At 35.1% G+C, this 15117-nt stretch carries 15 protein-coding genes; 11 read left to right on the top strand and 4 right to left on the bottom strand.

Features of this window, described 5'->3' with window-relative positions; all coding sequences use genetic code 11:
* Nucleotides 1-275 precede the first annotated feature (275 nt).
* Nucleotides 276-1607 carry a DUF5050 domain-containing protein gene (locus tag C1724_RS07640; protein ID WP_180994167.1) on the top strand — a complete coding sequence of 444 codons (1332 nt, stop codon included), beginning with the start codon at nucleotides 276-278 and terminating at the stop codon, nucleotides 1605-1607.
* Nucleotides 1608-1899: 292 nt separating this feature from the next.
* Entirely contained in the window at nucleotides 1900-2499 is a 600-nt protein-coding gene (locus C1724_RS07635) for a short chain dehydrogenase (RefSeq protein ID WP_102346098.1), read from the top strand.
* Between the two features lie 195 nt (nucleotides 2500-2694).
* Here the strand turns inward: C1724_RS07635 and C1724_RS07630 are convergent, their stop codons facing one another.
* Together C1724_RS07630 and trmL are read right to left on the bottom strand one after the other, a co-directional pair.
* Nucleotides 2695-3243 (bottom strand): CBO0543 family protein, encoded by a 549-nt coding sequence (locus C1724_RS07630; protein WP_102346097.1) that lies wholly within the window; start codon nucleotides 3241-3243, stop codon nucleotides 2695-2697.
* Between the two features lie 459 nt (nucleotides 3244-3702).
* A complete protein-coding gene (gene trmL, locus C1724_RS07625) occupies nucleotides 3703-4173 on the bottom strand; it encodes a tRNA (uridine(34)/cytosine(34)/5-carboxymethylaminomethyluridine(34)-2'-O)-methyltransferase TrmL (RefSeq protein ID WP_102346096.1) in 471 nt (156 codons plus the stop codon).
* A gap of 398 nt (nucleotides 4174-4571) precedes the next feature.
* Between trmL and proC the strand changes: the two genes are divergently transcribed.
* Nucleotides 4572-5351 carry a pyrroline-5-carboxylate reductase gene (gene proC / locus C1724_RS07620; RefSeq protein WP_102346095.1) on the top strand — a complete coding sequence of 260 codons (780 nt, stop codon included), beginning with the start codon at nucleotides 4572-4574 and terminating at the stop codon, nucleotides 5349-5351.
* 413 nt (nucleotides 5352-5764) lie between these two features.
* On the top strand, nucleotides 5765-6346 hold the full coding sequence (locus tag C1724_RS07615; RefSeq protein ID WP_102346094.1) for a DUF4256 domain-containing protein: 582 nt from the start codon (nucleotides 5765-5767) through the stop codon (nucleotides 6344-6346).
* A 143-nt stretch (nucleotides 6347-6489) separates the two neighbouring features.
* On the opposite strand, the gene C1724_RS07610 is transcribed toward C1724_RS07615, so the two are convergent.
* Complete coding sequence (locus tag C1724_RS07610) at nucleotides 6490-7251, bottom strand: MBL fold metallo-hydrolase (protein ID WP_102346093.1); 762 nt, start codon at nucleotides 7249-7251, stop codon at nucleotides 6490-6492.
* 129 nt (nucleotides 7252-7380) lie between these two features.
* On the opposite strand from C1724_RS07610, the gene C1724_RS07605 reads away from it, so the two are divergent.
* From C1724_RS07605 to C1724_RS07575, 7 genes are all read left to right on the top strand, one after another.
* Nucleotides 7381-7791 carry an Lrp/AsnC family transcriptional regulator gene (locus C1724_RS07605; RefSeq protein ID WP_102346092.1) on the top strand — a complete coding sequence of 137 codons (411 nt, stop codon included), beginning with the start codon at nucleotides 7381-7383 and terminating at the stop codon, nucleotides 7789-7791.
* 357 nt (nucleotides 7792-8148) lie between these two features.
* Nucleotides 8149-8337, top strand: a complete 189-nt coding sequence (locus C1724_RS07600) for a hypothetical protein (protein ID WP_102346091.1) — start codon at nucleotides 8149-8151, stop codon at nucleotides 8335-8337.
* Nucleotides 8330-8872: an endolytic transglycosylase MltG gene (locus C1724_RS07595; protein ID WP_102346090.1), complete on the top strand. Its 543-nt coding sequence runs from the start codon at nucleotides 8330-8332 to the stop codon at nucleotides 8870-8872. The genes C1724_RS07600 and C1724_RS07595 overlap by 8 nt, the downstream gene beginning before the upstream one ends.
* A 1470-nt stretch (nucleotides 8873-10342) precedes the next feature.
* On the top strand, nucleotides 10343-11725 hold the full coding sequence (locus C1724_RS07590) for a CmpA/NrtA family ABC transporter substrate-binding protein (protein ID WP_102346089.1): 1383 nt from the start codon (nucleotides 10343-10345) through the stop codon (nucleotides 11723-11725).
* Between the two features lie 24 nt (nucleotides 11726-11749).
* Nucleotides 11750-12610 (top strand): nitrate ABC transporter permease, encoded by an 861-nt coding sequence (ntrB, locus tag C1724_RS07585; RefSeq protein WP_102346088.1) that lies wholly within the window; start codon nucleotides 11750-11752, stop codon nucleotides 12608-12610.
* Nucleotides 12600-13385 (top strand): ABC transporter ATP-binding protein, encoded by a 786-nt coding sequence (locus C1724_RS07580; RefSeq protein WP_102346087.1) that lies wholly within the window; start codon nucleotides 12600-12602, stop codon nucleotides 13383-13385. Before ntrB ends, C1724_RS07580 begins: the two co-directional genes overlap by 11 nt.
* Nucleotides 13386-13414: 29 nt before the next feature.
* Complete coding sequence (locus C1724_RS07575) at nucleotides 13415-13621, top strand: twin-arginine translocase TatA/TatE family subunit (protein ID WP_102346086.1); 207 nt, start codon at nucleotides 13415-13417, stop codon at nucleotides 13619-13621.
* Nucleotides 13622-14441: 820 nt separating this feature from the next.
* Here the strand turns inward: C1724_RS07575 and cynS are convergent.
* Entirely contained in the window at nucleotides 14442-14909 is a 468-nt protein-coding gene (gene cynS, locus C1724_RS07570) for a cyanase (RefSeq protein ID WP_258000298.1), read from the bottom strand.
* Nucleotides 14910-15117: the final 208 nt, after the last annotated feature.

Raw genomic sequence — 15117 nt, 5'->3', positions numbered from 1 at the left:
TACTGAGTAGCGGGAACCATTTTGTAGTATAAATTTCTACTTTATTCGCGAGAGGTTGTCGGTTTCTGCGCTTTCCGGGGAAATGAAGAAAAAGACAGGTAACGTCTCGTGAAGTAATAAGGCTTGTAGTCTAATTCTTCATGACTAACTTTATTATTCGTAATTCTCGTATTCTATTTCCGAGTTTGGTGTAAGTTTCTTCACTCTTATTATCGAGTAATAATCACGAGAACCGTCCCCGTGAAATATAATGTTCAAAAATGAAGGGGTGCATTATGAAAACAAGTCGTACTAATGTTTATATTGTTCAACCCGGTGATCATTTATATTTCATAGCAAAGAAGTTTAATACTACTATAGAAAGCATTGTTTCTCTAAATAAGCTTGTAAGTCCGATGTTATATGTTGGTCAAACGCTATTCATACCGAATCAAATAGCTGTACGAGAAGGAAGACAAATGCAGTACAAACCTGTTACAGCATATACAGCTACCCGCCCAATATACGTAAATGGTGTCGATATTAATACGGGCTTGTATCCTGTATTAAATTTTAAACCAGAAGGAGCAACCTATCCTTATATTTATGTTCCTATTGCTGAGTTTAGCAGGGTCGGTGCTCAGGTTTTATGGGACCCTGTAAATCAGGTCATTAACGTGACGTCTGATTATGACGAATTGAAAAGTAGAGTTGAAACGCTTACTGCGGAAAATCAGTATTTACAGTCCCTTATCAACGATATTCAGATGGTGGAACAAGGGAATACGGCAGGAAATATTATGAACACTGGTTTCCTGGGGAATGAAAATGATTGGATTTATTTTAATAAACGTCAAGGGCAGGAAGTATACGGAGCTTTAACTAAGAAGAAAACAGACCTTACAATGGATACATTACTAACAGCTAGTGTAGATCCAACCTATATCAATGTATTAGATGGATGGGTTTATTATCGAAGCGGATGGGATAATGGTAACATATTCAAAATAAGAATAGACGGAACAGAAAAAACTCAAATAAATAATGATAGTTCAACGAGTATCCTTGTTAGAGGTGAATGGATCTTTTATGCAAACCAATCGGATGGTGCAAAACTATATAAAATTAGAGCAGATGGTACGGAAAGAACAAAGCTAAATGAAGATCAATCCTCTTCCATAAACTTAATTGGCGAATGGATCTATTATCAAAATATCACAGACCAACAAAAGCCATATCGTGTAAGAATTGATGGAACAGAAAGAACAAAATTAAATGATACAAGTGTATATAGTATGCTTATACATGATAATTGGATTTACTTTAGAAATCCAGCAGATGAAACCCGAATTTATAGGATGTCCTTTGATGGATCTAATAAAATGAGGTTAAGCAATGATTCTGCTTCTAACTTGAATATATCTAATGGTTGGATATACTATACTACTGTTGATATACCTGGCGGAGATCTTTATAAAATGAGAGTTGATGGAACAGAAAAAACCTTCTTAAATGAAGAGTTTGTAACGAATATCATCATTTTTGACGACTGGATCTACTACACTAGAATTGAAAAAATGATTTACAGAATACGAACAGATGGCACACAAAAACAAACATTGTATTAGATTTTTACATTCGTTTCCTGACCTTGGCGCGTTAAAGCGGTAGTGTGCCAGAGAAACAGAAACATTTTTTGAAATCTGTATTTTTATCATTTTTTAAGCCATAACAAATAACCAGTAAACTTAACAAGAAAAAGTGGAACAGGGTGACAGGTACCTTGTTCCTTTTAATGTTTTATCAAATACCACTATGTTAATAAAACCTTTTTTACTATACAGGAAGGGGATTCTTCGAAAGCGAAGAATATATAAAGCAACATAGATTCATAATTTTTTAGCTAGGAGTAGTGGTAGTATGAAGATTCTTATAGTTGGTGGTACTGGTACAATAGGAAAAGCTGTGGCTGAGAAGTTAAAACTTAACCATGAAATTATTATCGCTAGCAAATCAAATGGGGATTATAAAGTAGACATCACGTCTGTAGAAAGCATAGAACAAATGTATAAAGATTTACATAACATTGATGCTGTTATAAGCACAACAGGAGCAGCGCATTTTGGGAATTTCAGTGAGCTCACTCCGGAACTAAATGAAATAGCAATAAATAGTAAACTGAAGGGTCAAGTGAATTTAGTATTAATTGGACAAAATTATATAAATGAAGGTGGAAGTTTTACATTAACTTCTGGAATTATGATGGATGATCCAATTTTAAAAGGTAGCTCAGCAGCTATGGCTAATGGTGCGATTGTGAGTTTTGTTAAATCTGCGGCGATTGAATTGAAACGTAATATCCGGATTAATACTGTAAGTCCAAACGTTCTGGAAGAATCCATGGATAAATATGGAGAATTTTTTAAAGGTTTTAATCCAGTACCAGCTAACAAAGTGGCAAATGCATATGTTAAGAGTGTTGAAGGTGCTCAGACAGGGCAAACTTATAAAGTTTATTAAAATGTTCTGTTTCTACATAGAATGAAAGCTCTTGTCCCCCAGTACGTTAAAGCGGTAGTGTACGGGGGAGCAGGGGCTTTTTTAGTTAGGAATTGGAATTTTAGAGTGTGCACTTCCATAAATAGGGAATGTTCGCTAGAAGTATAGGGGGACTCTCTATTAAACAAAGCCAGTGAACCTGTCCCTGTGGATCTATTAAATTTTAGCCCAGCTATTTCTTTTACTAATAAAGTCTGCAACTAAATAAATAAAGATATATATCGGGAATGAATATATATGTTCCCATTTTAAAGATTGATACAGTCCCAACCATATAAAAAATGGTTCTGCTAAAAAAGATAATATCACTGAAAATAGTACTGATTTTATAAAAGGATTAAAATTAGGTTTAATTTGAATAAAAAACATGGTGATTACTGGAATTAGTGTAAAGTCCCAAGGAAAATAATTTGGTATAAGGTAAGTAACATCATATACGTAATACCAAAGTCCAAAAGCAACTCCAAGAAAGTCTAACCATGAGGCGATAATAAGGACAAAAAAACCAACACAAAGCAATCGAATTGTACTATCCTTTTTTCTAAACTTAATCCATAAAAGCCAAGGTAAAATAGATAATATTATACTTAGCCCCCATTGCCATGTGAAAAGAATATTCTCTTTCCAAATGTAAAACATTTTATCATTCGCCTCATTAATAAGCATATAAGTACTTTCAACTTGTTCTTTTAGAGATTTATTCATTTTGTACTAACACACTCTCTATAAAGTATTATCACTTATTTATTATTTACGATTTTTAAGAAATGTATCAGTCTAGTGATGCTGCCCGTTAGTAGACGCAACTTCACATGATCATAAACTTCTTCCCAAATATACATATATGAATTGAGAGAAACATCCAAGCGTAGTTTACGTTAAAAACTTTAAATAACAAAAGAAGTTAATAAGTAATTAAAGATAGATATTAGGCTGTTTTGAAAGGGATATACAATATTGTTTATGTAGACTATCTGCACCTACTTGAATAAGGCAAAGGGGATGAGGGGGAAGTTCTGATTTTGTAGTCATGACTACAATGTGACTTCTTGTTTTTTGTTTCCTAGTCCAAATATTGGTCCCTGTCCCCAATACGGTTAGTGTTCAGGGAAGGAACCTTTTTTTTGCGTGTTAATGGAAGCCGCCAAGACGGAAGACTCTTTATTATTTTAAATTTGGATATCCTTGCTGGCGCAGAGCCTCATATACCAGTATCGCAGCTGTATTTGAAAGATTTAGTGAACGAACATGAGTATTCATTGGTATTCTCAGAAAGTGATCTTTATTTTTTTCTAGTAAATCTTTTGGTAAACCTGTTGTTTCTTTTCCAAACATAAAATAATGGTCTTTTGATACATCACTGAAATCGAAGCCCGAATGTGCTTTTTCACCGAAAGTCTCGATATAGTAAAACTCACCCTCATTTTTTGCAAAAAAGTCATCTAACGAGTCATAGTACGTTATGTTTACAGAATCCCAGAAATCTATGCCAGCTCGTTTTAGCATTTCTGGATCTGTTGAAAAGCCAAGTGGACGGATTAAATGCAAGGCTGTATCCGTTGCTGCACAAGTAAGTGCAATATTTCCAGTATTAGCCGGAATATCAGGTTGATATAGTACAACATGTATTGCCAAGAATGGTCACCTCTAAATCAATTTTACTCTCCAAATTATAGCATACAGATTGGGAGATAGGTACTTTGGCTATTTCTGTTTAATCTGGTCATAAGGTCAGGTGTGATGTCCCATTTGAATTTTTGTGTGTCAGAACTATCCCAATTGCCATTGATCTTAGTAAGTAGTTGGGGTAAACCTGCTTGTTGTTTATCTGGTCGGGACCCTGAAGGTATTTTTAAACTAAGACACTGGACCTGTCCCTCTGGTTCTTTTATTATAAAATAAGTTGAAGGGCGTTTCTGTTTTATTGTTAGTTATGACATTACCTTTAGCCTTATTAGGTTGTAACAACACACAAGAATCACGAGAATAATTACAAATAGACGATTATTTTAAAAGTTTGGGAGGATAAAAAAATGCGAATAGGATTTATAGGATTTGGAAACATGGCGCAAGCACTTGCCAATGGATTGGTTTATAAAAATGCAATTAGTCCTGAACAGATATACGCCAGTGCAAAGAATTGGGATAAATTATGTGAAAATACTATGTCTAAAGGATTTATACCTTGTAGAAATTCATTGGAATTAGTGGAACATGTAGATATGGTTGTGATAGCTGTGAAACCAAATCTTGTTAAAGAGGTTATTACACCTATAAAAGAATACCTAGTGGATAAGATCGTAATTTCGGTGGTCGTAAACTTTACGTTTGACGATTATGAAGAGATATTAGCTCCAAATACTCATCATTTAAGTACATTGCCAAATACCCCGGTATCAATTGGAGATGGAATCATTGTTTGTGAAACTAAAAGCTCATTAACAGCTGAAGAGTATGACTCCTTTGCCAATTTATTTTCGCAAATTGCACTTATTGAAAATGTTGATACCAAAAATTTAGGGATTGCAGGTACCATTAGTGGTTGCGGTCCAGCTTTTACAAGCATGTACATAGAAGCCCTATCCGATGCTGCAGTACTGCATGGTCTACCGAGGGACATCTCATATAAGTTAGCAAGTAAAATGGTAGTTGGAACAGGAAATTTACAATTGCAATCGAATACGCATCCAGGAGTCATGAAAGATGAAGTATGTTCTCCAGGCGGCACAACTATAGTGGGGGTGACCACTTTGGAAAGAAAGGGTTTCCGTAGTTCCGTAATAGATGCGATAGCTGAAATTCAAAAAAAGTAAACTTAGTGTTTATATAAATTATTGAGTTATCCTTTAAACATATTGTAACTTCAATTTTGATGACTGAATTTGTCTAAACCTATACATATTTCCTATGATAGTTACAGTCAAGATGATTTGTATAAGTTTCAGATGCCCTTTGATGGAAGCTTTTCTTATAGATGCTGCTTTAAAATACTATCTGTTGTAATCTTTGTAGTCGTTGCCTATTTGTTTGATCAAAAATCTAACAAATGAGGTAACTCTAAAAACAGTGTATTTGTATCAAAATAGTTTTTTTGATGTAGGATTAATGATAGTATTTGGGGTAGTATACCGTGGAACCGGGAATTAAACGCCATTATTGGATCTATTCGCCTTGGACTATTGGGACCTGTCCCTCTGGTTCGGAAAAACACGAAGGGGGAATTAGTATGACAAATGGAAATAAAATCAGCAATGATAAGGAATTGTCACTAGAACAACGTGAAGAACTTCTCGGAGCCTTGAAAGCCCGTTTTGAGAAAAACATGGGCCGCCATGAAGGTCTAGATTGGGATAAAGTCCAAGCAAAGCTGGATGCTAATACTGAAAAACTATGGTCGCTTAATGAAATGGAAAGAACTGGCGGTGAGCCGGATGTTGTTGGTTTTGATAAAAAGACGGACGAGTACATTTTTTATGATTGTTCAGCGGAAAGTCCTAAAGGTCGCAGAAGTGTTTGTTATGACCATGAAGCGTTAGAGTCAAGGAAAAAACACAAACCAGAAAACAGCGCGATTAATATGGCAACTGAGATGGGGATTGAACTTTTAACAGAAGAACAATACCGGGAGCTGCAGAACCTTGGTAATTTTGATATGAAGACGTCGAGCTGGGTGCAAACACCCTCAGATATTAGAGCGCTAGGTGGTGCCCTTTTTTGCGATTATCGGTTCGGGCATGTCTTCGTGTATCACAATGGAGCAGATTCCTACTATGCCGCCAGAGGTTTTCGTGGCTCGTTAAGGCTCTAACCAAAGGGAGAACCACAGGGACAGGTAAGGTGGCTCACAAGTAAATAGTATAAACCACAGGGACAGGTAAGGTGGCTCAACAAGTAAATAGTAAAGAAAGAACGGGCCAAGGGACCTGTCCCCCTGGCTTTTCCCCTGGCTTGTTAAAATGAGTAGGATTCTCCATCATCTGGTACTAAAACATTAGAAGAAATTCCTTTTTCGTTAGCAAAGCTTTTTAATTCTTCTCTCGATAATGTCCAATGATTGATTGCTTCCATATGGACTGAAATAATTTTTGCGTTAGGTGCAGCTTTATAAACTTCATAAATGTCATCTTTACCCATTACTAGAGATCCGCCTTGTAGGAATTGATTATCCCCGCCATTGACCACAATGATTTCTGGTTTGTGTATTTCAATTACTTCCTGTACAGCATCATACCAAACTGTATCTCCAGCAACATATAATGTTTTCTCCGTTGGGTGTTTAAAGACAACCCCGCATACTAAACCAGCAAGTTTTAAGATTTCGCCTCTGCCATGCTCGCCTTTTGTTTTAATTAATTGAATACCTTCAAAGACTGTATCCTCTTTTAATACTTCTACATTTGGAAAGCCAGCGTTACGTATTTGTACAGCATCTTCTTCGTTTTGACTAAATAGTTTTATATCTTTTGGCAATGCTTCGATAGCAGCATCATCCCAGTGGTCAGGATGCAGATGAGTGACGATGACTGCATCGATATTCTGGATAATAGTTTCAATGGATGTTGGTAAGCTTGCCAAAGGATTGTTTTGATCTTGTCTTGGTGCATTTGGGAGAGGAGGGTAAGCTCCTTTTTCGGCTAACATTGGATCGATTAAAAACTTTTTCCCTGCATATTCAACAACGATTGTTGCATTTCGAATTAGTTGTATATTCATCTGCTAAAACTCCTTTTCTTTAAAAATTCCTTCGAACAATGTATATTTTAAACTAGACCTATTGTTGGATACATAGATTAAATAAAATCTTTTGGCCTTTTGACTTTATTTATGAAAGGAGTTAAAGAAATGTTAGATAGTACAGATATTCTGATTTTAGATGAACTTTCCAAGAACAGTCGGATTACAATGAAGGAATTAGGCGAGAAAGTCCACTTGACTGGACCAGCTACATCCGCAAGGGTGGCAAAATTAGAAGATAGTGGAATTATTGAAGGCTATACGATTAAAGTGAATCAAGTAAAAATGGGGTTTTCTGTGCACGCAATTATTCATATTTTTACTAAAAGCACCAATCATCAACCTTATTTATCGTTTATAAAAAAACAAGATCCATATATCATAAACAACTACAAAGTTAGTGGAGAAAGTTGTTACCTTCTCGAATGCAAGTTTCCATCCAATGAAATATTAGATGAATTTTTGACTGACATAAGTAATTATGTAAGCTATAAATTATCGATTGTGATTAATAAATAGTAAAAGGTATATAGGTATAATATATGGTAAATATTGTTGTTATTCTACCAAAGCTTATATACAGTATGTCAAAGAGACGGACAGAAAAGTAGCATTTAACGAACTTTTGAGTCAGGCTCTTTTATTTTTTCTTCAAGAAAATATAACTATTTAAAGTATGAAAGTCTGGAAAATAAGAAACTGTAAGGTAAATTTTAAGAAATTAAGATGACCATAATAAAGACCTAGAGATAATTCGGGTCTAAAGATTGTTAATAAAATATTTAAAAGATGGTAAGATAGAATATGCGAAATATGTCGTATTATAGCGAAGGTATAACAAACTAATAATACTACAAAAATTGAAGGAGGATTCATATGACGCTATTTATTACACTATTGATACTATCGAGTGTTAGTTTATTTATTTACTCTTTTTTTGCGAAAGACTATCAATCTGAGATTACAAAACAAGTTTGTAATGTGAATATTAACCTTACGCGCGAAATTATAGAGCTAAAAGAAAAAATCAAGGACTTGGAGAAGGGAAGTAATATTCGTGGATAAACATACTGCACGTGGTCTAGCAATTGGCTTATTTTTTACAGCCATGATTTTAATAGTTTTTAAGCCTATTTTTGCACTGGAATCTTCTAACGTCTCTAATGAAACAATTCTAGATCAAGAAACCATCACCTCGTTCCTAGAAGATAATAATTTAGTCGTCATTTCTAAAGAAGAGCAAGTAAATATGGAACAAAGTGATCATAGCTCACAAAAGGAAAACGATGAGTCTGAGTCAGAACATTCTCCAAAGGTTGCAGACAATGACGAAGAACTGAAACAACAAGTTTCTAAGGATAATTCAGAAAAAGAAACAAGTAAACCCGAGGATCAACTTTTTAAGATTACTAAAGGGATGTTAAGTAGTGATGTAGCCTTTCAATTGAAGAAGAAAGGCCTTATTAAAAACCAAGGAGAGTTCATTAAAACGCTCGAATCAAAGAATGGTGCCAAATATATACAAATTGGCGAATATAAACTAAATTCATCCATGAGCAATGATGAAATCATAAGCGCTATAACGAGAAATCGAGTTTAATAGTATAAGATCTACCATAATCAATAAAAATTATAGTGGTAGGGGAAAAAGGTTTTTTGTTTTTTCAAAAGTGTTAGTAAGGTATTGGGAACAAATTGGTGACAAACGTTTCAAAGCATCTACTAATGCTACCTAACGGGTTCATAATTAACCCTAATAGATAGACATTTTTCATACGATACTTAATTAGACACTATAGTAGTGAACCAAATCCAAAACCGTGCTTTGCAAGTTCAGGTCCTCTCGGGGCTGTAGTAGAACCCTTGAATCATCAAGGGTTTTTCGTTTTTTTACGATAAGAAAAAATCCAATAAAGAAGGCAATTGGGAAACTATATTTGCAATTACCATTCAATTAGTACCTAATATTAAACAAGACTTTAGGAGTATTGTATCTTAAATAGAAACTGTTTTTTAATGAATCTACCTGAATTCTTTCAATTGAGTCCTTTAAAAGGGATTATGCAAGTTCATATGGCACTTTAATTAGTTGCCTTTATTTTATCTTCACTTAAAAACCACCGCTTAAACTGGTGCGGAGAACCGTACCATAAGTAGTAATGGCTCGATTTAAAATTTAATCCTTGCATTGCTTTAGTAAAATAAAGGTAGAGTTGTTTTTCCCATGCCTATTTGGTGTGGGACTACATAGAGGATTTTGACAAAGGTAAATTGGATCATTTTATATTTATGAACTATTTAATCAGTAAAGTGTGTTTATTTTCATAACGGGTGGCATTACTAAAAAAACATTCATTATAAATAAGCCTTTATTTACAAGGTTTTCAGTATTTCTTTGTGTAAAGGTAGTTACTGCGCAATTATGGGCTCTTGTTCAGTAGTTGTAGCAATACTGACTTGTTGATAAATACTATTTTATTTCAAATGTAAGGGGGCAAGCACTTTTTTTAAATGGAAAACGTTGATATGAAAAATTTTCAAAGGCTAGACCGTGCCAAGGGGTACGGTCTAAAAAGCATGATCTTTTATAAGTAAAATGAACTGCAATTGCAGTTCATTTGAAGTGGAAAGTACATGTACTATCCTCTCAAAAAACGATGTCTAGCTGTGTTTTATCATAAAAATACTATCAGGCGTTTTTTCTTACTCCTCTAATAAATAGTGTCCTTTTTCAGTTAGTTTTGGACCTTTCATTATGGCTAGGTTAGTTTATCTAACATATATATTTTATTTTTAGAAAAAAACATGTGAGAATTCCTGCCACAAATTAACAAAGAAACTACTACATTCAATATAATCAGGTTAAATATTGATATTGTTTAGGGGGAATCGCATATCAGTAAAGGGTTAAGTTTATATCGGGAGGTTGATAAATGTAATCATAGTTACTAGGTAATAGATTTAAGTTGGTGATGAAGTATATATGGGGCAATATTATATTTTTTCACGACTTTATCTATTTATGATTTTAATGATTAATCTATAAATATAACTATTTAGGGGGTACATTATGACTAGCGATAAACATAAACATGACTGTATCATACAGGGTTGTACACATGACCACGACCACCAATACAAAGATACTTCCTTTAGAGATGAAAAGGATTTACAGGAATACCGCTCTGAAATAAAGGATTTAGGTCTTATTAATGCGGTGAGCTCAAATGCATCTGTAACGAGAAGAAGTTTTGTAAAGTCAGCTGCATTGGGGTTAGGTTTTTTAGCTAGTGGTGGTTTGTTAGGAACTCTCTCTGGATGTTTTTCTCCACCATCAGACTCTACTAGTGCTCCTGTAGATCTAGCAGATGTAGAAAAGCCTGAACTAAAGATAGGATTTATCCCAATTACTTGTGCAACCCCAATTATTATGGCAGCACCGATGGGATTTTATGCGAAACATGGATTGAAGGTCACAGTTCAAAAATATGGTGGTTGGGCAGATATTCGTGATGCGTATATTGCAGGAGAAATTGACGCAGCCCATTTATTATCTCCAATGCCAATTGCGTTGTCTTTAGGTTTAGGTTCATCCCAAGTTCCGACAAGACTGGCGGCCATTGAAAATATTAATGGTCAAGCCATTACATTAGCGAACAAATATAAAGATTCTGTAAAAGAAATAAAAGATTTAAAAGGAATGGCTTTAGGGGTTCCCTTTGATTATTCGATGCACAATTTATTGTTACGCCATTATCTAGGAGAAGGTGGTTTAGACCCAGATGTTGATGTTGATATTCGGGTAACTCGTCCACCTGACATGGTCGCTAATCTAGCTTCAGGTAATCTGGATGGTTACTTAGGACCTGAGCCGTTTAATCAACGTGCAGTAAAAGAAGGCTTTGGTTATATTTTTAAATTAACGAAGGATATGTGGGAAAACCATCCATGCTGTGCGTTTGGAGTGAAACAGGAATTCATCGATAATAACCCGAAAACATATCGTGCTCTTCTAAGTTCGATAGTGGATGCTACAAGTTATAGTAGTCAATCAGAAAATCGTGCAGATATTGCGAAGGCGATATCACCTAGCCAATATTTGAATCAGCCAGAAGAAGTCGTTAAACAAGTATTAACGGGTAAGTTTCCAGATGGCTTAGGCAATACAATCAATGATCCGAAACGTGTTGATTTTGATCCGTATCCTTGGAAGAGTTTTGCAGTTTGGATTACGACTCAAATGATTCGATGGAATTATATTACCCCAGCACAAGCTGAAGGCCTAGATTTTAACAAAGTAGCAGATGAAATTTTTCTAACCAATGATGTGAGAGAAATTGCTAAAGAATTAGGCGTATCTGCTCCAACAGATGAATATAAAATTGAAAAAATTATGGGTAGAGATTTCAATGCCCAAGACATGAATAGTTTAAAAGAATGGATGATTCGTTAAAAATATAGCAGGAGGGATTAGTAGATGGAACAGCTAAGTCGTGCAAAAAAGATAAGTGATCTGGCTCGAAAAACTAGCGTGGATGGTCAGGAAGTGAGCAAACGTGAATGGTCTGTTAATACAAAAGCATTCGTTGTATTTTTGGGGTTATTTGGCTTAACCTTCGTTATTTGGGAATTGTTTGTAGGTATGGGAGTTGCCTCTACGCTAGTGCCTGCGCCATCGCAAGTAGTTGTACGTGCGATTGAGCTATTAAGTAATCCGTTTTATTATTTGGGAGTAAATGATGTGGGTATTGGAATTCAGTTGCTTTCTAGTTTGCAAAGGGTATTAATTGGCTTTGCATTAGCAGTTGTGGTTGCCGTTCCATTCGGGTTTTTAATTGGAACATCAGAGGTCGTTTCTAAGGCTATTGATCCGTTTGTTCAAATACTAAAACCCGTATCCCCATTAGCGTGGTTACCTATTGGATTAGCAGTTTTACAAGACTCACAAGCTACTGCAATATTTGTTATTTTTATTTGTTGTATTTGGCCAATTATTATTAACACAATTTTTGGTGTAAGAAATATTCCGTCTACCTATCTAAATGTGGCTAAAACATTAGAAACAAGGCGCGGAATGTTTATTAGAAAGGTATTATTACCAGCTTCGTTACCAAATATAGTGACGGGATTAAGAATTAGCTTTGGTGTAGCATGGTTAGTTATTATTGCAGCAGAAATGCTAATTGGTGGAAGAGGTATTGGCTACTTTGTTTGGAATGAATGGAATAATCTTGACATTTCCAGTATTATTGTTGCAATTATATTAATTGGCTTAATCGGAACGGCATTGGATCGTATGCTGGCTTATGTTGAAAGGAGAGTTGGTTATGAAAACTAATGGTCATCTTGAGATTGACAAAGTAACAAAAACGTTTAAGAGTAGAGGAGAAGTATTTGAAGCATTAGATGAAATTTCTCTTACCATTAACGAAGGTGAGTTTATTTCCTTGATTGGGCCCAGCGGCTGTGGGAAAAGTACATTATTAAACATGATTGCAGGCATTGAATCTTATGACAATGGAACGATGAAATTGGATGGCCAGATTATCAAGAAACCAGGTGTGGAACGTGGCATGGTCTTTCAGAATCATGCTTTGTTTCCTTGGATGACAGTCTATGAAAATATTATGTTTGCTTTAGATTGTGTAAAAGAGAATGCAAGTAAAGAAGAGAAAGATGAAATTGCTTTGAAGTACTTGAAACTTGTTAAACTATTAGAAGCAAAAGATAAAAAACCTAAGGAAATTTCTGGTGGTATGAAGCAACGAGTAGGTATAGCCCGGGCATTTGTTAACAATCCTAAGGTCCTTCTTTTAGATGAGCCCTTTGGAGCCTTAGACGCGTTAACGCGGGGGAGTCTTCAAGATGAATTAGAGCGTATTTGGGAGGAAGAAAAAAAGTCGGTTGTAATGGTCACGCATGATGTGGAGGAAGCCATCCTTCTATCTGACCGCATTGTCGTAATGAGTCATGGCCCCAAAGCGTATATACGTGATGTAATCAAGGTTGATCTTCCAAGACCAAGGCAAAAATCAGATATTATGGGTAATGACGAATTTATAAAATTAAGAAAACTACTAACTGGCATGCTTTCAGAAGAGGTAAGTGCTTAAGAATATATGGATAGAAAGGTGTGCTTTGGATGATTAGTAATATTGGAATTCCGGGTTTAATTCTTGTTCTAGTTATTGCGTTAGTTATTTTTGGTCCTAAGAAATTACCTGAAATCGGGAATGCCTTTGGTAAAACATTACTGGAGTTTAAAAGAGGTACGAAGGAATTAACTCAAAGTTTTGAAGAAGATAGGAACCATCATTCTAAACAATATCCGATGCGAAAAGAGGAATAGAATGGTGCGTGTCCATGGTAATTATTTACTAGATTCAACACAAAACCTTTGAATTTTTAGCTACAACAGAAAATGATAAAGGGGTTTCTAAGGACCGACAGAATGTAAAGGCAATTACTCAAATGATACGTATGTACGTGATTTAAATCCGGTAGTCAGTGATGAGCCATGTCACTTATTTGGTTCGAATTCAACAGCTAATCCATAGGAGCATGTGTTAGTATCATTAGGTAGCTGTCTTTCTGGAACGCTATATTGGTAAATGCATCTGCAATGGGAATCCCTTTTGACGAACTAAAATAGAAGGTGACATGGATATTTGCTCAGTATGGGGTATATCTGAAACACCTGAATTCCTAAGATAAGGATAAGGGGATTTATTAAAGGTGACCTTACACCAGAGCAAGCAGAAATAATGCAGGAAAAAGTATTGCGATGGTCACCGGTAGCACATACGATCCGAAACAATGTAATCGAGTGGTAAGATAAGTTAAATCAAGCAAAATAATAAAACAACCTCCTTTCGATATCATGGACATTGAGAGGAAGTTGTTTTAGGTATGCATAAATTTAAGGTATACAAAGGATTGTTATGCTACAGTATCTAGCGCTAAAGTAATTGGTTTGCGGTTAAAGATCGTAAGCTCTTCAAGGCTGGTCATAACGCTTGCACTTTCGGAATGTAAAGAAATAGTGGGTGCCTTGTAGTTAAAATTAGGTGTTTAAAGGAAGTAAAGGGAATGAAATTGAAAAGGGTGAGAAACTAGAAAATATAGATTCTCACCCTTTTGGTTGACCTGGAAGGATTTCTTTACTTTCATTACCACTTTTTGTATGGAAGAAACTTACCATCTAACGTTACAACTACTCGATCTCCTTTTGGATCCTCTTTCTTTTCGATATCTAAAGTGAAATCAATCGCACTCATAATTCCGTCTCCAAACTTCTCGTGAATCATCGATTTAATTGTCGTTCCATATACCTGCAAAACCTCATAAAAACGATAGATTAATGGATCAGTAGGAACCGTTTCTTTTAACGAGCCCTTCATTGGAAATTCCTGTAACGAAGATGAAATGGAAGGATCAAGTTCTAAAATTTCAACAAGTTTATCTGCTTCCTCCGTACTCATTTGAGATTGTCCCATAATTGCAGAGGCTGTCCATACAGGATGACGATTTATCGCTGCTGATAAATCTTCAAATGTTAATCCTTTGTCACGTTTAGCAAGTAAAATTGCTTCAGTGGCCATTTCCTTAGACATTGTTTTTGCTGTTAAAGTATTCATTAATCCCACTCCTTACTGGTTATATGTAGTTATTAAAATTGTAATTTCTTCTTACATTTAGTATATAACTGTTCAAGAAGTTTTGGGTCATAAATGTGAGGTTTCCTTACGCGTTTTTGTGGAATACAAAAATAATCGATTAATTGTTAAATTTTGATCAAGTTGAAACTCGTACTTTTTACATAAAATAAAAAAATTAGAGTATTAA

It is taken from the genome of Bacillus sp. Marseille-P3661 (assembly GCF_900240995.1).
GTDB lineage: Bacteria > Bacillota > Bacilli > Bacillales > Bacillaceae_J > OESV01.
Note: the sequence above shows the minus strand (reverse complement) of the source record. Positions and strands in the feature narration are given on the sequence as shown.